This window comes from Salinicola halophilus (genome assembly GCF_003206155.1).
In the GTDB taxonomy this organism is placed as follows: Bacteria; Pseudomonadota; Gammaproteobacteria; order Pseudomonadales; family Halomonadaceae; genus Salinicola; species Salinicola halophilus.
In genome coordinates this window covers 103,403-120,270 of sequence record NZ_PZJV01000007.1, presented here as the reverse complement: position 1 = coordinate 120,270, position 16,868 = coordinate 103,403, and the positions used below count along the sequence as shown (strand labels likewise).

At 67.2% G+C, this 16,868-nt stretch carries 14 protein-coding genes; 4 read left to right on the top strand and 10 right to left on the bottom strand.

Features of this window, described 5'->3' with window-relative positions; all coding sequences use genetic code 11:
• From rluB to DOM33_RS15260, 9 genes are all read right to left on the bottom strand, one after another.
• On the bottom strand, positions 1-867 hold the full coding sequence (gene rluB / locus DOM33_RS15300) for a 23S rRNA pseudouridine(2605) synthase RluB (RefSeq protein WP_110670546.1): 867 nt from the start codon (positions 865-867) through the stop codon (positions 1-3).
• Entirely contained in the window at positions 864-1,736 is an 873-nt protein-coding gene (gene scpB, locus DOM33_RS15295; RefSeq protein WP_110670544.1) for an SMC-Scp complex subunit ScpB, read from the bottom strand. The genes rluB and scpB overlap by 4 nt, the downstream gene beginning before the upstream one ends.
• Positions 1,733-2,674 (bottom strand): segregation and condensation protein A, encoded by a 942-nt coding sequence (locus DOM33_RS15290; RefSeq protein ID WP_110670542.1) that lies wholly within the window; start codon positions 2,672-2,674, stop codon positions 1,733-1,735. Before DOM33_RS15290 ends, scpB begins: the two co-directional genes overlap by 4 nt.
• Positions 2,675-2,784: 110 nt before the next feature.
• On the bottom strand, positions 2,785-3,912 hold the full coding sequence (gene pqqE / locus DOM33_RS15285) for a pyrroloquinoline quinone biosynthesis protein PqqE (protein ID WP_110670540.1): 1,128 nt from the start codon (positions 3,910-3,912) through the stop codon (positions 2,785-2,787).
• 13 nt (positions 3,913-3,925) lie between these two features.
• The gene (pqqD, locus tag DOM33_RS15280) at positions 3,926-4,255 is read right to left on the bottom strand and encodes a pyrroloquinoline quinone biosynthesis peptide chaperone PqqD (RefSeq protein WP_110670538.1); all 330 of its coding nucleotides are present in this window, start codon (positions 4,253-4,255) and stop codon (positions 3,926-3,928) included.
• Positions 4,252-5,049 carry a pyrroloquinoline-quinone synthase PqqC gene (pqqC, locus tag DOM33_RS15275; protein WP_204352717.1) on the bottom strand — a complete coding sequence of 266 codons (798 nt, stop codon included), beginning with the start codon at positions 5,047-5,049 and terminating at the stop codon, positions 4,252-4,254. The genes pqqD and pqqC overlap by 4 nt, the downstream gene beginning before the upstream one ends.
• Positions 5,046-5,981: a pyrroloquinoline quinone biosynthesis protein PqqB gene (gene pqqB / locus DOM33_RS15270; RefSeq protein WP_239495389.1), complete on the bottom strand. Its 936-nt coding sequence runs from the start codon at positions 5,979-5,981 to the stop codon at positions 5,046-5,048. The genes pqqC and pqqB overlap by 4 nt, the downstream gene beginning before the upstream one ends.
• Positions 5,978-6,103: a pyrroloquinoline quinone precursor peptide PqqA gene (pqqA, locus tag DOM33_RS16310; RefSeq protein WP_204352716.1), complete on the bottom strand. Its 126-nt coding sequence runs from the start codon at positions 6,101-6,103 to the stop codon at positions 5,978-5,980. Before pqqA ends, pqqB begins: the two co-directional genes overlap by 4 nt.
• A gap of 70 nt (positions 6,104-6,173) precedes the next feature.
• The gene (locus DOM33_RS15260; protein ID WP_110670536.1) at positions 6,174-8,072 is read right to left on the bottom strand and encodes a DEAD/DEAH box helicase; all 1,899 of its coding nucleotides are present in this window, start codon (positions 8,070-8,072) and stop codon (positions 6,174-6,176) included.
• A gap of 138 nt (positions 8,073-8,210) precedes the next feature.
• Here DOM33_RS15260 and DOM33_RS15255 point away from each other — a divergent pair, with 138 nt between their 5' ends.
• Both DOM33_RS15255 and DOM33_RS15250 read left to right on the top strand, forming a co-directional pair.
• The gene (locus tag DOM33_RS15255) at positions 8,211-8,642 is read left to right on the top strand and encodes a hypothetical protein (protein ID WP_110670534.1); all 432 of its coding nucleotides are present in this window, start codon (positions 8,211-8,213) and stop codon (positions 8,640-8,642) included.
• A gap of 156 nt (positions 8,643-8,798) precedes the next feature.
• Positions 8,799-9,113: a putative quinol monooxygenase gene (locus tag DOM33_RS15250; RefSeq protein ID WP_110670532.1), complete on the top strand. Its 315-nt coding sequence runs from the start codon at positions 8,799-8,801 to the stop codon at positions 9,111-9,113.
• Positions 9,114-9,222: 109 nt separating this feature from the next.
• Here DOM33_RS15250 and purL read toward each other — a convergent pair whose 3' ends face one another.
• Positions 9,223-13,146, bottom strand: a complete 3,924-nt coding sequence (gene purL, locus DOM33_RS15245; RefSeq protein WP_110670530.1) for a phosphoribosylformylglycinamidine synthase — start codon at positions 13,144-13,146, stop codon at positions 9,223-9,225.
• A gap of 208 nt (positions 13,147-13,354) precedes the next feature.
• Here purL and mltF point away from each other — a divergent pair, with 208 nt between their 5' ends.
• Positions 13,355-14,851 (top strand): membrane-bound lytic murein transglycosylase MltF, encoded by a 1,497-nt coding sequence (gene mltF / locus DOM33_RS15240; protein ID WP_110670528.1) that lies wholly within the window; start codon positions 13,355-13,357, stop codon positions 14,849-14,851.
• Positions 14,852-14,917: 66 nt separating this feature from the next.
• Entirely contained in the window at positions 14,918-16,861 is a 1,944-nt protein-coding gene (locus DOM33_RS15235; RefSeq protein WP_162617996.1) for a sensor domain-containing diguanylate cyclase, read from the top strand.
• Positions 16,862-16,868 lie beyond the last annotated feature (7 nt).

The following is a 16,868-nucleotide window of genomic DNA, read 5'->3' as shown; positions in this document are numbered from 1 at the left end:
TCAGTCGTCATTGCGACGCGGACGACGGGCTTTCTTCATCGCCGTGACCGGGCGCCGCTTGTTCTTGTCACGGTTCCAGCGGTTTTTCTCGTCCGGCGTGAGCTCCGGCACCTTGCGCGCCTCGAGACCCGCCAGAGTGGAGAGTTCGTCGATCTCGTCCTGAGAGAGCTCGAGCCACTCGCCGGCCTTGGCCCGCTTGTCGAGAAAGATGCTGCCGTAGCGCACACGCTTGAGGCGGCTGACGGTGAGTCCCTGGGACTCCCACAGTCGGCGCACTTCGCGGTTGCGCCCTTCCATGATGACCACGTGGAACCAGGTGTTGATGCCCTCGCCGCCGAACTCCTGCACGTCGGTGAAGCGTGCCGGGCCGTCCTCGAGCATCACGCCATCGACCATGTTGACCACGTGCTCGCGCTGCACGTCACCCATGACGCGCACGGCGTACTCGCGCTCGATCTGGTGCGACGGGTGCATCAGACGGTTGGCAAGCTCGCCGTCGGTGGTGAAGAGCAGCAAACCGCTGGTGTTGATGTCGAGGCGGCCGATCGCGATCCAGCGCTCGCCCTTGAGCCGCGGGAGCCGCTCGAAGACGGTACGCCGCCCTTCCGGGTCCTTGCGCGTGCAGAGCTCGCCTTCGGGCTTGTTGTACATGATCACCCGGCGTGGCACTTCCTCGACCGCCCGCAGGCTGAGCGGACGATCGTCGAGGGCGACCCGATCGCGGGCCTCGACGCGATCACCCAGCTTGGCGACCTTGCCGTTGACCTTCACTCGGCCGGCGCCGATCGCGGTCTCCATCTCACGGCGGGAGCCGTAGCCGGCCCGCGCCAGCACCTTCTGCAGTTTTTCGGTGGACGTATCGGTCATGAGTCTTTCTTGGCCTCATCGGCTGCGGGAAGCGTCGCGGGCGATTCATCGCCGTCCTCGATCGCTTCCGGAGTGTCCGCCCCCGCGCCGCGCTGCTCGTTGGCATCGCGTTGGCGGGCGCGTTCGACCAGGCGCGCTTCGAGCTCGGCAAAACTCAGCGACTGGTCGGGGGACGCCGTCTCGGCGTGTTCGTCTGTGTCATCCGCCGCCGGCTCGACGTGCGGCGGGGCGGCATCCGCCGATGCGTTCTCTTCGCCTGACCCGCCCATATCGGCGAACGACTCGTGCATGAACGGCTCGTGCAGGGCGGTCTCGAAGGTCTCCATCTGCTTGAGCGTCTGCATCGGCGGCAGGGACTCCAGGCTCTTCAGCCCCAGATCGTCGAGAAACGCCCGCGTCGTGGCATAGACCGCGGGTCTGCCGGGCACGTCACGGTGGCCGACGACGCGAATCCAGTCGCGATCGAGCAGCGTGCGCACGATCGAGCTCGACACCGCCACGCCGCGCACCTCTTCGATGTCGCCGCGGGTCACGGGCTGACGGTAGGCGATCAGCGCCAGCGTTTCCAGCAGCGCTCGCGAGTAGCGCTGCGGGCGCTCCTCCCAGAGCCGCGAGACCCACGGCGAGTAGCGCTGGCGAATGCGCACCCGGTAGCCCGATGCCGTCTCGCTGAGCTCCAGCGCCCCGCCCTGAGACAGCCGCGCCGAGAGCTTGGAGAGCGATTCGCGAATCGCTGCCCGCGACGGCGGCTGGCTCTCGAACAGCGACTCGATCCGCTCAAGTGTTACGGGTTCGCCGGCGGCCAGCAGTACCGCTTCGAGTATCTCGTCGAGGGCTGGCGTCACGTAGGGGTCGGTCAGGCGGTTCATCGCGTCGAAGAGTCGTCGCTGGGCGGCGTCAAAGCATCGGGCGCATCGACGAATGCCGCCTCGAGAGCGACGGGTGACGCCTCGTCGGCCGGCGCTTCGACGCCGGATTCCAGTGCCAGGCGCGCCCGCAGATGGATCGGAGAAAGCGGCGCATTTTGCACGATTTCGATCATCGACTCACGCGCTAATTCGAGAATCGCCACGAAGCTGACGATGACGCCGGCTCGCCCCTCCTCGACTTCGAACAGCGCTTCGAACGGCGTATAACGATCCGCCTCGAGCCGACTCATGATCGCGAGCATGCGTTCGCGGGTCGAGAGTGTCTCGCGGCTGATGCGGTGGGACTGGCGCAGGTCGGCGCGCTTGAGCATATGGCCGAGCGCGCCGAGCAGGTCATCGAGGCCGACGTCGGGGTGCTGGATTCGCACCTCGAGCTGCGGCAGTGCCGCCTGCGCGGCCACCCAGTCGCGCCCCTGCCGCGGGATCTCGTCGAGCGCTTCGGCGGCGACCTTGAGCTGTTCGTACTCCTGCAGTCGGCGAATCAGCTCGGCACGCGGGTCGTCCTCGTCGTCCTCGTCGTCGCCCTTGGGCGGGCGCGGCAGCAGCGTGCGCGATTTGATCTCCGCGAGCATCGCCGCCATCACCAGGTATTCCCCGGCAAGATCGATCTCGAGCGCCTGCATCAGCTCGACGTACTCGACGTACTGGTGGGTGATCACCGCGACGTTGACGGCGAGAATGTCGAGATTGTGACGGCGGATCAGGTAGAGCAGCAGATCGAGCGGGCCCTCGAAGGTCTCGAGAAAGACCTTGAGCGCCTCCGGCGGGATATACAGATCCTCCGGCAGCTCGGTCATGCCCTCGCCGTTGACGGTGGCGACGAACGCCTCGGGTATCGGCGAATCGATATCGACGCGCTCGGATTCGGTCACGCTCATCTCGCCTCCCATCGCCCGCGAATGCCGTCAGCGCAGTCTATCAAGCACGGCGCCGCAAGCCCACGCGGGCTTGCAGCGCTAAAGAGAGCGGCTTACGGGTTCGGAAGGGCTCAGGCGTTCTGGCGGGCGAATCGGCGGTAGGCGAAGTCGTCGTCTTTCCGGGCGTCGCGAATCGCCAGCGTCTGCACCTCTTCGTGATAGGGCGAGAATTCGCAGACCGGATCCATCTGGGCGGCGTCGCCGGTGAGCGCCAGCGCCTGGCAACGGCAGCCGCCCCAGTCGATCTCGCGGCGGTCGCAGCTCTGGCACGCATCGGGCATCCAGTCGGTGCCGCGATAGGCGTTGAACGCCGGGTTGTCGCGCCAGATCTCGCCGAGGGCGTGTTCGCGCACGTTCCAGAACTCGAGCCCGGGGATCGTCTCCGCCGCATGGCACGGTAGCACCCGCCCGTTGGGCGTGACGTTCAGCGACTGGCGCCCCCAGCCGTTCATGCACGGCTTGGGCAGGCGCGCGTAGTAGTCCGGCACCACCGCATCGATGACCAGCTTGCCCTTCAGCCGCTCGCGAGCAGCCTCGACCAGCGCCAGCGCCTCCATCACCTGCTCGCGGGGCGGCATCAGTGCACCGCGGTTGGCCAGCGCCCACCCGTAGTACTGGGCGTGGGCGATCTCCAGACGACGCGCCCCGAGCTCCAGTGCCAGCTCCACCAGATCGGGAATCTGATGCAAGTTGTGGCGATGGATCACGCTATTGAGCGTCAGCGGCAGGCCGACGTCGGTGACATCGCGAGCGAAGGCGCGCTTCTTGTCGAAGGCGCCCGGGAGATTGGCGATGCGGTCATTGACCTCCGCCGTCGCCCCCTGGATCGAGAGCTGGACGTGGTCGAGCCCGGCATCCGCCAGCGCCTCGAGGCGGGTCCGCGAGATATTGACGCCGGCGGTGATCAGATTGGAGTAGAGGCCCGAATCGACACAGCCCGCGATCAGCGCTTCCAGATCGGGGCGCGCCGCCGGTTCGCCGCCGGAGAGATGCACCTGCAGCACGCCGAGCTCGGCGGCCTCGGCGAAGACCCGCTGCCAGGTCTCGGTATCGAGCTCGTCGCGCTTGCGCGTCAGTTCGACCGGGTTGGAGCAGTAGGGGCACTGCAGCGGGCAGCGGTGCGTCAGCTCCGCCAGCATGCCAATGGGCGGCTGGGGAGCGGGCGGCTGAGAAACGGGGGCGTTGGTGCCGGGGGTCATACCATTCCTTGGGTCATACCACTTCCAGTACGTTCTTGGTGAGCAGGTCGACGAGCATCGCGCGAACGTCGACGAGAATACGCTCGCGAGGGGCCGCGAAAGTCGCCGCCAGATCGTCGACGATCGCCGAGATATCGCGCTCGCCGTCGAGGCGGGAGAGTACCTCGCGGGCGACCGGGTCGAGCTGAAAGACCCGCTCCGGCGCCAGCAGCACCCAGCCGCCACGGGCCTTGTCCTCGCGCAGTCGCACGCCGCGCGGGATCTTCACCACGTCCGTTTCTGCCAGCGGCGGCACGCCGCCGACCTCCGGATCGACATACCCATCGGTCTGGGCATCTGTCATGACAGTCTCCCTTCGCCGCCGAGGCCGTCGCCGTCGACGCCGCTGCCCCAGGCGCCAGGCGGCACCTGTCCGGGCGTGACGTAGGCGTGCTGCAGGGCATCGAGCATCGCCCACAGCACGCTGCACTTGAAGCGCAGCGCGTCGATCACCGCCTGCTGCTGGTCGGCACGTACGGCGTGACGTTTGACGTAGTCCAGCGCCATTTCGGCATCCCGCGGCGCCTGCGTCAGGCGCGGCTCGAAATAGGCGAGCGTCTCGCTCGAGACGAAATCGTAGTGCTCGAGCATCCCACGCACCCGCTGGCCGATCACCATCGGCGAGAAGAGCTCGGTGAGCGAGGAGGCAATCGCCTCCAGCGGCGTGCGATCGCGAACGAAGTGGGTATAGGCCTCCACCGCGAAGCGCGTCGCCGGCAGGATGCCACGGGTGGAGGTCACAAGCGGCCGCGGCAGATCGAGGCCGTCGGTGAGCTTCAGCCAGCGCTCGATACCGCCCTCGCCCTCGACTTCGCCGTCATGATCGACCAGCCGTGAACGCCACTCGCGGCGCAGTGCCGGGTCGCTCATCCGCGCCATCAAGGAGGCGTCCTTGATGGGGATCATCGCCTGGTAGTAGTAGCGATTGAGCGCCCACGCCTGCACCTGACGCTTGTCGAGCTCGCCGTTCTGCAGCATCAGCTGGAACGGGTGACGATGATGGTAGCGGCTCTCGCCGACCTCGCGCAGACGCGCCTCCAGCCCTTCGACGTCGAGAGGCTCGGTCAGGTCGCTGCGATTTTCGAATGTCGCGCTCAACAGTCAAGCTCCATACCGTCGAAGGCGATTTCCCAGCCGGCGTTTTCCGCCGCCAGGCGCGCCTTCGAGCCTTCGATCAACACCGGGTTGGTGTTGTTGATGTGCACGAACACCCGCCGCGCGACGTCGAGGTCGGCGAAGGCAGCGATGCTGCCGTCGTCACCGGACATCGACATGTGGCCCATGCGGGCGCCGGTCTTGACGCCGACGCCGGCCTCGATCATCTCGTCGTCGCGCCAGAGCGTGCCGTCGAACAGCACCAGATCGGCGCCGTCGAGGCGTGATGCCAGCGCCGGCGTCATCGCCGCACAGCCGGGAATGTAGTAGGCGCGCTGGTCGCCGTGAACGAACTCTACCCCCACCGTGCTCTCGCTCTCGCCGCCGATCTCCACCGTATCGCCCTCGAGGTAGAGCGCGGTCTTGCCCGGCACGGCGAACAGCCGCGCCTCGAGTCCCTCGAGCAGCGTGAACGTCTCGCCCAGCGCGATCGGCTCACGTTCGACAAACTCGGGGTTCAGCACGTCGAAGATCGGGTTCTGCGCCAGGACGTCCTGGATCAGCGGCGTCGCCAACAGCCGAAACGGCGAGCTTTCGCGCAGGTTCAACAGCCCGCCGATATGATCGACGTCGGCGTTGGTGACCAGCACCGAGCGGATCGGCGTGTGCCGATCACCCCAGCTCGGCTGTAGCGCCGGCGTTTTCTGAATCTGATTCAGCACTTCTGGAGCGCAGTTGATCAGCGCCCAGTTCTCACCGTCGACGCTCGCCGCGATCGAGGACTGGGTGCGGGGTGTGACGCGAGGGTCGTTCGTCCACAGCAGGCGACAGACCTCGCATCGGCAATTCCATTGAGGAGAGCCGCCGCCAGCGGCGGCTCCGAGTACGCGAAGCTGCAGGGAACCTGCAGTGCGTACGCTTTCGGCGAGACTCAAAATTCCGCGGGCATGTAATCGTTGATTTCCATGCCGACGCAGATCTCTTTCACTTCCGGGGTCGTCCAGCTCATGATGAGCTCCTTGAGTTCGGTGGCAATGACGCTCGAACGAGCGCCCATTCATTTTAGTCCTTCGTCGGCTCTTCACCCAAGGTTTTGTTAGCCGTTGAACGGCCGTCGTGGACCGGGCTCAATTCGCCGCCTCCGCAGTGCGGTATCGCCCCTGGTAATCGAACAACTTGTCGCCGATGCGCCAGTGGCGCCCGGTCTTGCGGGCGATGACGAAATCCGGTGCGCGCAGTCGCTCGGCCTCGCGCTCGGCCTCCTCCGCCGACGCCGGCCGCCAGCCCGTACCGGGCGCGCGCAGGTGCTGACGCAGAAAGACGCGCTCGAAGACGTGCTGCTGTGCTGGCGTCTCCAGGCCGAACCACTCCTCCAGCGTCTCGCCGTCCTCGTCGTGATAGATCACCTTGAGCCTGGGAACACCGCGGCCATTGGTGGTCGCTTTCAGCTCCATCCCGCTGACCCGCAGCACCTTGGCGTGACGCAGCTTCAGCGCATCGCGCAGCTTGTCGTCGGGGTCGACCAGGCGCTCGCCGCAGTGGCCGCAGGCACGGGCGGCGATGTCGTTCTCGCCGCCGCACTGCTCGCACACCTTGAAGCGAAAGCGAAAGGTGCACTGTTGCCGCCGCTCGTGTGCGCCGGCGGCGTCATCGACGACGTCTCCCGGTCTTGAACTTTCGTTTTGCGCGCGGCTTGGGGCGCGTGTAGATAGAAGCCCCTGGCAACGGCGGCCGTGATGCTCGATCACCAGCTCGCCGTCGCGCTTGCCCCAGAAGGTGTTGGCGAAACCGCACTCCGGGCACTCGACCTGCACCGGCTCGCTGTCGCTGTCCGGCCGCGCCTGATGGATCTCGGGGGCGTAGAGATCCCAGGGGTTGCCGGCGTAGTCGAGGATCAGACAGTCGCTCTTGCCCGACGAGAGCCGTAAGCCCCGACCGACGATCTGCTGATAGAGCCCCACCGACTCCGTCGGCCGCAGCATGGCGATGACGTCGACGTGGGGCGCATCGAAACCGGTGGTGAGCACCGCCACGTTGACCAGGTACTTCAGTTCGCGGGCCTTGAACGCCGCGATCAGGCGTTCGCGCTCCGGCCCGGGCGTGGCGCCTGTGATCAGCGCGCTCTGCTCCGCCGGCAGTAGCCCGACCACCTCTTCGGCATGAGCGACGGTGGCGGCGAAGATCATCACCCCCTCGCGGTCGGCGGCGCGCGCGAGGATATCGGCGACGATCTGCGGCGTGGCGCGATTGCCCTCGACCACGGCGTTCATGTCGCGCTCGGCAAACTGGCCGTTGCGCTGCGGCATCAGGCGTGAGAAATCGTAGAACGCCATCGCCGCGTCGATGCGCTTGGGCTCGGCGAGATAGCCCTGGCGCACCATCACTCGCAGCGGCTGTTCGAACACGCAGTCGCGAAAGAAAGACGTCTCCGGCCCGCAGACCATGCCGCGGTAGTGGCGGTAGTAGAGAAAGCCCTCGCCGAGGCGATAGGGGGTGGCGGTCAACCCCAGCACCTTGAGGTTGGGCCGGGCCTGACGCAGCCTAGCGATCACCTTTTCGTAGGTGGAGGCCGCACGTGACTGGCTCGCCGGCGAATCCGCCGCCGCTTTCGCGACCGTGTCTGCCGAAATCGACACGCGATGGCACTCGTCGATCACCAGCAGCGTGAAATCGCCGGCGGCGAAGGCATCGAGGCCGTTGACTACCGACTGCACCGAGCCGAACACCACCTGGCGCGTGCTCTCCTTGCGCTTCAACCCCGCGCTGAAGATGTCCGCCTCCAGCCCGTAGGCGAGATACTTGGCGTGGTTCTGCTCCACCAGCTCGCGAACGTGGGCAAGCACCAACACCCGCCCCCGGGCGCGGCGGGCGAGATCGGCGATGACCAGGGACTTGCCGCTGCCGGTGGGCAGCACGACCACCGCCGGATCGTCGCTGGCGCGAAAGTGGGCGATGACGTTGTCGACGGCCTGACGCTGGTAGGGGCGAAGCTCGGGGGCAGCGGGGGCGAGAGCATGCGTGGACATGGCGGGAGGGTATCATGTCAGCTCCGACGCGGGTCGGGCACGAATTGCCCTGAGCTCGCCTGACCCCGAATTCCCGCTGTCTTACAATGGGATCAAGAAGCGACGCCGCTGCGCCGCCGACGATTTGGGAGCCAGACCATGACGAACAGCACATCCACGCAGCCGTCGACGCCTATCGAGGAGTACATCGCGCGTCTCGGCGTATCGGACATCGAGATCGAGGCGATGGACGACCAGGCCGCCCGCTTGCGTCACGACGGGCTCGAGTTCGTGCTGGTAGTGGCACCGGACGAGCCCGCGTTTTTCCAGCTGATGCTACCGGGCGTCTGGCAGGCGGCGGACGCGACGGACCGCCTACGGCTGCTGGAGACCGCCAATGACGTCATGAACACGCTCAAGGCCGCCAAGCTGGTGGTCCACAATCAGGCGGTTCACGTCAGCGTCGAGCAGTTCGTCGCCGGCCCCGAGCAGGGCGCGGCACTGATTCCAGGACTGATGGAGCTGCTCAAGAGCGCCGTAGCCGAATTTCAGGAACGCCTGGGCATGGGCGAGGCGCCGCGGGTCCACTGACATTGCCAGACTCGAAAGCTACATGATCTTCCGTTCCACCGCGCAATGCTCGACCGCGCAATGCTCGCGCTCGAACCATTTCCTTTCTAGGCTCACGTCACGCCCGGCGCCACGGCGCCGGGGTCGGCTCATCCATTTACGCCTAGGGAGCTCGCCATGAGCGATACCAGCCAGTTCGTCGTCATCGCCGAATTCTCCATCAAGCCCGGCCAAGTGCCTGCCTTCCTGGCGCTGGCGCACAACGATGCCAACGAATCATTGGCCAACGAAGAGGGCTGCCTGAGCTTCGAGGTGCTGACGCCCGAGGGCAGCGAAGACCTCGTCGTGCTGCACGAGGTCTACCGCGACCGCGCCGCCTTCGAGCATCACATGAGCATGCCGCACTACGCCCCGTTCAAGGAGGGCGGCGCCCCGCTGCTCGAAGGCGAACCCAAGGTACGCTTCTTCTATCCGGCCACACGCCCGAGCTGAGACCGGTCGGCAACGCCCTTCAAGGTGCCAGTGCCTCAATGAAAAAACCGGCTTNNGCAAGCCGGTTTTTTTGAACCTCAGGCGGGCGCGGCCCGCCTCGAGGCCTGCCTCAGTTCACCCAGGCTCGCGCATTGCGGAACAGCCGCATCCAGGCACCGTCCTCGGTCCACTCGGCCGGGCGCCAGGAGTTGGTCACCGCGCGGGCAACCCGCTCCGGGTGCGGCATCATGATGGTGACGCGACCGTCCGGCGTGGTCAGCCCCGTGATTCCGGCCGGCGAACCGTTGGGGTTGGCAGGGTAACGCGTGGTCACCTGCCCGGCGTTGTCGACGTAGCGCATGGCGATGTGACCGCTGGTCTCGGTGCGGCGCAGGTGACCGCTGTCTTCGAACAGCGCCTGCCCCTCGCCGTGGGCGACGGCGATCGGCAGCGTGGAGCCCGCCATGCCGGCGAGCAGGATCGACGGGCTCTCCTCGACCTTGACCATCGATACCCGCGCCTCGAACTGCTCGGAGCGGTTGCGCACGAAGCGCGGCCAGCGCTCGGCGCCGGGAATCAGTTCCTTCAACTGCGAGAACATCTGGCAGCCGTTGCAGACGCCGAGGCCGAAGGTGTCCTCGCGGGAGAAGAACGCCGCGAACTGATCGCGAGCGCGAGCGTTGTAGAGCGCCGACTTGGCCCAGCCGCCGCCGGCCCCCAGCACGTCGCCGTAGGAGAAGCCGCCGCAGCCGATCAGCCCCTTCATGTCGTCGAGCGCGATGCGCCCTTCGATGATGTCGCTCATGTGGACGTCGACCGCCTCGAAGCCGGCGTGGTCGAACGCCGCGGCCATCTCCATGTGGCCGTTGACGCCCTGCTCGCGCAGGATTGCCACCCGCGGGCGCACGCCGCTATTGATGAAGGGCGCGGCGATGTCGTCGTCGACGTCGAAGCTCGGGCTAGCGGAGAGGCCGGGGTCGCGCGGGTCGAGCAGCGCGTCGAACTCGCTCTTGGCGCACTCGGGATTGTCGCGCAGCGCCTGCAGCCGATAGCTGGTCTCCGACCAGGTTCGCTGGGTGTGCGCGCGGGTCGTCTCCAGCAGCGGCTCTTCGAACAGCGTCACTCGCACCTGATCGTCGTAGCGCGGGCGAGCGATGACGCCGCAGGTCTCGAGGCCGGCAGCGGCAAGCTGGGCGAGCACGAACTCGGTGTCGGCCCGGTTGACCTGGATCACCGCGCCGAGCTCCTCGGCGAAGAGCGCTTCCACCGCGCCCACGGCGTCGTCGATCAGCCAGTCGAGCTTGATCTCGAGACCGCCGCGGCCGGCGAACGCCATCTCCAGCAGAGTGACGATCAGGCCGCCGTCGCTGCGGTCGTGATAGGCGAGAATCTTGCCGTCGGCGTTGAGGCCCTGAATCACGCGGAAGAACGCGGCCAGATCCTCGGCGTCGTCGAGATCGGGGCAGACGTTGCCGACCTGACCGTAGACCTGCGCCAGCGCCGAGCCGCCCAGGCGATTGTGGCCATGGCCCAGGTCGATCAGGATCAGATCGCTCTCGTCCTGGTCGAGGCGTAGCTGCGGCGTCAGCGTCTTCAACGCGTCGGTGACCGGGGCGAAGCCGGTGATGTCCAGCGTCAGGGGGGCGGTGACGCTCTTCTCCTCACCCGCGTCCTGCCAGGCGGTGCGCATCGACATCGAATCCTTGCCCACCGGCACGGCGATACCCAGCGCCGGGCAGAGTTCCATACCGACGGCGTGGACGGCATCGAACAGCGCCTGGTTCTCGCCGATGTGGTCGGCGGCACTCATCCAGTTGGCGGAGAGCTTGATGTCCGAGAGCTGCCCGATGGGCGCCGCGGCGAGGTTGGTGATCGCCTCCGCTACCGCCAGACGCGCACTGGCGGCGGGGTCGATCAGCGCTACCGGCGGGCGCTCGCCCATCGCCATCGCTTCGCCGGCATGGGTGTCATAGCTTGCCGTCGTCACCGCGCAGTCGGCCACCGGCACCTGCCACGGACCGACCATCTGGTCACGCGCCACCGTGCCGGTGATCGAGCGGTCGCCGATGGTGATCAGAAAGCTCTTGGAGGCGACGGTCGGCAGCTTGAGCACGCGATCCAGCGCTTCGCGCAGATCGAGGTTGTCGAGTCCGAGACCCGGCAGGTCGAGCGCACGCCGTTCGAAGCGGCGCTGCATCTTGGGCGGCTTGCCGAACAGCACGCTCATCGGCAGGTCCACCGGGTCGGCCTCGAAATGGCCGTCGCGCACCGCCAGATGGTGCGCTTCGGTCGCCTCGCCCACGACAGAGTAGGGGCAGCGCTCGCGGACGCAGATGGCGTCGAACGTCTCGAGCTGCTCCGGCGACACCGCCAGCACGTAGCGCTCCTGCGCCTCGTTGCACCAGATCTCCAGCGGACTCATGCCCGGCTCCACGCTCGGCACCGCGCGCAGATCGAAGAGCCCACCGCGACCGCCATCCTTGACAAGCTCCGGCAGCGCGTTGGAGAGACCGCCGGCGCCGACGTCGTGAATGAAGGCGATGGGATTGGCGTCATCCAGCGCCCAGCAGCGATCGATCACTTCCTGGGCGCGGCGCTCGATCTCGGGGTTGTCGCGCTGCACCGAGGCGAAGTCGAGATCGGCGCTGGAGGCGCCGGAGGCCATGCTCGAGGCCGCGCCGCCGCCGAGGCCGATCAGCATCGCCGGTCCGCCCATCACGATCAGCTTGGCGCCGACGGCGATCTCGCCCTTCTGGACGTGATCGTCACGCACGTTGCCATAGCCGCCGGCGAGCATGATCGGCTTGTGGTAGCCCCGGCGTTCGATGCCGTTGGCGCCCACCGCTTCCAGCTCGAAGGTGCGGAAAAAACCGTTGAGATTGGGCCGGCCGAACTCGTTGTTGAAGGCCGCCCCGCCGATCGGCGCCTCGAGCATGATGTCGAGCGCCGACTGGATCCGTTCGGGCTTGCCGTAGTCGAAGGCTTCCCACGGCTGCACGAACTCGGGGATGCGCAGGTTGGAAACCGTAAAGCCGGTCAGGCCCGCCTTGGGCTTGCCGCCACGCCCGGTGGCGCCCTCGTCGCGGATCTCGCCGCCGGCACCCGTGGCCGCCCCGGGGTGCGGGGCGATCGCCGTCGGGTGGTTGTGCGTCTCCACCTTCATCAGGATGTGGATGGGCTCCTGCGTCGCGCCGTAGACCCGGGAGTCGGGCGCGGGGAAGAAGCGCCCGCCGCTCGCGCCCTCGATTACCGCGGCGTTGTCGCTGTAGGCGGAGAGCACCTTGTCGGGGGAACACTCGAAGGTGTTCTTGATCATCTTGAACAGCGAGTGACTCTGCGTCTCGCCGTCGATCTCCCAGTCGGCGTTGAAGATCTTGTGCCGGCAGTGCTCGGAGTTGGCCTGGGCGAACATCATCAGTTCGACGTCGGTGGGATTGCGCCCGAGCTCCTCGAACGCCGCGACCAGATAGTCGATCTCGTCCTCGGCGAGCGCCAGCCCGAGCTCGCCGTTGGCCGCCGCCAGCGCCGGGCGCCCGCCGCCGATCACATCCACCGTGGCGAGCGGCGTCGGCGGGTGATGGGAGAAGAGCTTGGCGGCGTCGCTGGCGTCGAACAGCACCGTCTCGGTCATGCGATCGTGCAGGCGCGCGGTCAGCGCCTCGAACGCCTCGGCGTCCGGGGCGGTCTTGAAGCTCACCCGATAGCGAATGCCCCGCTCGATGCGGGTCACGGCGTCCAGTCCACAGTTGTGCAGGATGTCGGTCGCCTTGGAGGACCAGGGCGAGAGCGTGCCGATTCGCGGCACGACCAGGAAGGCGTGACCGGCGCTTGGCATCTCGGGGCCCCCGCCTGCCTCGCCGTGATCCGCGACCCCGTAATCCAGCAGGCGCTCGAGGATCTGGCGCGCCTCGGCGTCGAGATCGGCGTGGTGATCGATGAAGTGGACGTAGTGCGCCGTCAGCGTGTCGACTTCGGGGACGGCGGCGCGCAGCTCGGCGAGCCGCTTGGCGTGACGGAATGCAGATAGCGCAGGCGCGCCTTGCAATTCGAGCATGGCGGGGGAAGCCTCCAGGACGGTCGAGGATCGCGGATCTGTCGGATCGCAGGCAATCGGGCGAATCTAGGCAGCGTGCCGAATTTGTTTGGCGTGCATGATACTGGAAAGCGCGATGGCTCGCTAAGCGCGGCGCCGCTCGGGTACGGATGACAGTCGGCGAGCGGGGGGCTAAGGTGTGGCGTCCGTCGCTACCGATCCCCTCTGAATGTTCGATCTCGCGATGCACCAGCGGCTGATGCGTCCATGGCTGATGTGCCTGGGGCTGATACGCCTGCGGCTGGTGCTGACGATACTCCTGGCCGCGACAGCACTGGCCACTCCCGCCGAGCTGCTCCCCCGGTCGAGCAGCGGCCTCGATCCGATACGTCAACGCGATTTCCTGCAGGTGGCGATGCGCAACGGGCCGCTGACCTTCTACGAAGGCGCCAATGGCCCCACCGGCTTCGAATACGAGCTGCTGCACCGTTTCACGCGTTCGCTCGGCGTGAGCCTGTCGGTGACGTCGCACTCCGCCATCGCCGACGTCTTCGACGACATCGGTCGCCACGATGCCGATCTCGCTGCCGGCGCGCTGTCGCTGGATCACGAACGAACGGGTGTGCGCTACAGCCAGCCGCTGCTCGAGCTGCAGCCACTGGTGGTCTATCGCCGCGGGATGCGACCGGTGCGCACGCTCGATGACCTGCTCGATCTACGCATCGGTACCGTTGCCGGTTCCGGCAGCGCCGAGGCGCTCGCCCGGCAGCAGCAAAACCTGCCGGCGCTCGGCTGGCGCGAGGCGGCGGACCTCAACGTCGCGGACCTGCTGGAAATGGTCGAGCGGGGCGACCTCGACGCCGCCGTGCTCTACACCCACCAGTTCACGCTCAATCGTCTCTTCTTTCCCAACGTCGAGCGCGGCTTTGCGCTGGGCCGGCCGCAGAGTCTGAGCTGGGCCTTCGCTGCCGATACCCCGGTCGATCTACTCGAGGCCGCCAACGCCTTCATCGAGACACAGCGGGAAAGCGGCGCCCTGGCATCGCTCATCGGGCGCTATTTCGGCCACGATGCCTATCTCGAGTACGTCGGCTCGCGGCTGTTCATCCATCACGTGGAAAAGCGCCTGCCCCGCTTCGTGCCCGACTTCAAGGCAGCGGCGCGCGATACGGGCTTCGACTGGCGCCTGCTCGCGGCGCTGGGCTACCAGGAATCCCACTGGGAGCCCGATGCCACCTCGCCCACCGGCGTGCGCGGCTTGATGATGCTCACCCGCCCCACCGCCCGCGAGGTCGGCATCGATGACCGCCTGGACCCCGCCCAGAGTATCGACGGCGGCGCGCGCTATCTTCGCCATATCGAATCCCGCCTGGACGAGGCGATCGACGAACCCGACCGCACCTATATGGCGCTGGCCGCCTACAACGTGGGCCTGGGCCATCTGCTGGACGCCCGCGAGATCGTCAGGCAGCGGGGCGAAGACCCCGACCGCTGGGCCAACGTGCGCGAGGCGCTGCCGCTGCTACAGCGTCGCGAGTGGTACTCGCAGGCGCGCTACGGTTATGCTCGCGGAGGAGAGCCGGTAATCTACGTGCGAAACATTCGCCGTTACTACGAGATACTCAAGTACGTTCAGCGTAGCCAGCAGCAGTTCGACCGGCTCGGAGAGCGCGTGCTCGATGCCGATGAGGTCGCGCCGCTCGATATCGTCGCGCCGCTACTCTAGCCACCCTACCGTCGATGCCACGCCGCCCCTAGGATGACGGCGTCGGTCCGGGAGACGTCGATCGCCATGTCCGCAGCGTCGAAGCTCATGTTCTACCTGGCGCTGCCGCTGCTCTGTCTGATGGCGTGGCCGGGCACGATTCCCGATCAGCGCTGGGTCCTCGTCCCGCTCACCGGTGCGGTGTGGCTGGGCATGCTCGCCGATCGCTGGCACTGTCGGCAGATCAGTCGCTGGCTGCTGATTCCCGCCGCCGTCGCCGCGCTGGCCCTCATGGCAAGTTACGCGGTCGCCGAGAGCTGGATCCCCGCCGCGACCTGGCAGGCCGTGCTCGACTGGCTCCCCGCCGGCGGAAGGCTCTATGACGTCCGCCCGCCGGCGCTGTCGCTTGCCATTCTCATCGGGCTTTCGCTCAATACGCTGCTCTTGATGCGACTCGGGCTCGGCTCGCCCATTCTGCTGGCGCTGGTCGTTTTGGGTCTGTCGATGTTGTCCTATGACACGCTGGCCCCACCCCCCGCCCACGCCACCGCGCTGGTCGGCATCCCGCCGCTGCTGCTCATGACGCTGTGGCTACTGTGGCTGCACCAGTGCCTGGCGCTCTGCCCGATCCTGCGGCGCTATTGGCGACGCATCCTGCCGCCGCTTTGCGTCGGCGCCGTCGTCGCCTCGATCACTCTGCTCGGCTGGCAGAGTCAGCGCGAGAGTGACAACGCGCGTCTTTACAGGCGCATCGCCGAGGACGGCGATCGTCTCGCCACGATGCTCGCCGCGGAGACGAGCTCGCACCTGCAGGCGACGCGGCGCTTCGCCAGCTTCTGGAGCATGCTCGGGCGAGTGCCGTCGCGAGCCGACTGGGAGCGCCAGGCCAAACGCTACTACGACGACTTCGGCTACTTTCGCAGCATCGTCTTCGTCGACCTCGAGGGATCGGTGACGCGGGTCTATCCGCAGCGCGGCAACCAGGCGCTGCTCGGCCTCAACCTCTACGCCACCAATGTCACGATCAAGCAGGTGCTCAATCGCCCGCTGGTCTACGGCATCGAAGGGCTGGGCGGCATCATGAATCTTCGCGGGGGGCGCGGGGTGGTGAGTTTCCTGCCGGTGCGCAACGTGGTCGATGGCACCCTGCTCGGGGCGGTGGGCACGATGGTGAGCATCGACGATCTGATCCACTCGCTGCTGTCACAGACCCGCAGCGACGAACGCGCCATCGTGCTCAGCGGCGAGGATCAGCTCTATTTCTACGACGGCCCCCTCGGCGATCTCGCCGACTGGCAGTACGCCCAGCCGGTCACACTCGGCGCGGACACGCTCACGCTCAGCGTACGCCCGGGCCGTCAGCTGCTGCTCGAGCTGCGCGAGCGCCTGCCGGAGATCACGCTGATCTTCGGCATTCTGCTCGCCTACCTGCTCTACATGGTGCTCTACATCTATCGCCGCCTGAAGCACCAGCACCGACTCGCCAGCGCTGCCAACGATTCCTTGCGCGAGGAGATGACGACCCGCGAGCGCCTGCAGCGCGAGATCGAGTGGCTGGCGACCCACGACGAGCTGACCGAGCTCCCCAATCGCCGCCGGCTGATCACCTGGATGGACACGCAGGGTGCCGGCGCGTCGCTCGCCCTGCTCATCTGCGATCTGGATCACTTCAAGCAGGTCAACGACCACTTCGGGCATCTCACCGGAGACCGCTATCTGCAGACGATCGCGGCACACTGCCGGGCGCCGGTCGAGGCCGCCGGCGGGCTGTTCGCTCGCTACGGCGGCGAGGAGTTCGTCGCCTGTCTGCCGGGCTTCGACCGCAAAGGAGCGCTGGAGATCGCCGAAGCGATGCGCCGGGCCGCCTCGACCGCCGGGCTGATGCGTCCCGACGGTCGACCGGTCACGCTGAGCGTGGGACTGGCACTGCGCGAGGGCGACAGCATCGGCCGCGACCAGCTGCTGCAGGCCGCCGACGACGCGCTCTACCGCGCCAAGCAGTACGGGCGCGATCGCGTCGAGATTGACTGATGTAGCG

Bases quoted from the DNA above. Each gene is read 5' to 3' on its own strand.
- DOM33_RS15255 (WP_110670534.1), top strand. From the start codon at position 8,211: ATGACGAACAGCACATCCACGCAGCCGTCGACGCCTATCGAGGAGTAC.
- scpB (WP_110670544.1), bottom strand. From the start codon at position 1,736: ATGAACCGCCTGACCGACCCCTACGTGACGCCAGCCCTCGACGAGATA.
- purL (WP_110670530.1), bottom strand. From the start codon at position 13,146: ATGCTCGAATTGCAAGGCGCGCCTGCGCTATCTGCATTCCGTCACGCC.
- DOM33_RS15235 (WP_162617996.1), top strand. From the start codon at position 14,918: ATGTCCGCAGCGTCGAAGCTCATGTTCTACCTGGCGCTGCCGCTGCTC.
- pqqE (WP_110670540.1), bottom strand. From the start codon at position 3,912: ATGACCCCCGGCACCAACGCCCCCGTTTCTCAGCCGCCCGCTCCCCAG.
- rluB (WP_110670546.1), bottom strand. From the start codon at position 867: ATGACCGATACGTCCACCGAAAAACTGCAGAAGGTGCTGGCGCGGGCC.
- DOM33_RS15260 (WP_110670536.1), bottom strand. From the start codon at position 8,072: ATGTCCACGCATGCTCTCGCCCCCGCTGCCCCCGAGCTTCGCCCCTAC.
- DOM33_RS15290 (WP_110670542.1), bottom strand. From the start codon at position 2,674: ATGAGCGTGACCGAATCCGAGCGCGTCGATATCGATTCGCCGATACCC.
- pqqD (WP_110670538.1), bottom strand. From the start codon at position 4,255: ATGACAGATGCCCAGACCGATGGGTATGTCGATCCGGAGGTCGGCGGC.
- pqqA (WP_204352716.1), bottom strand. From the start codon at position 6,103: ATGGGCGCTCGTTCGAGCGTCATTGCCACCGAACTCAAGGAGCTCATC.
- DOM33_RS15250 (WP_110670532.1), top strand. From the start codon at position 8,799: ATGAGCGATACCAGCCAGTTCGTCGTCATCGCCGAATTCTCCATCAAG.
- mltF (WP_110670528.1), top strand. From the start codon at position 13,355: ATGTTCGATCTCGCGATGCACCAGCGGCTGATGCGTCCATGGCTGATG.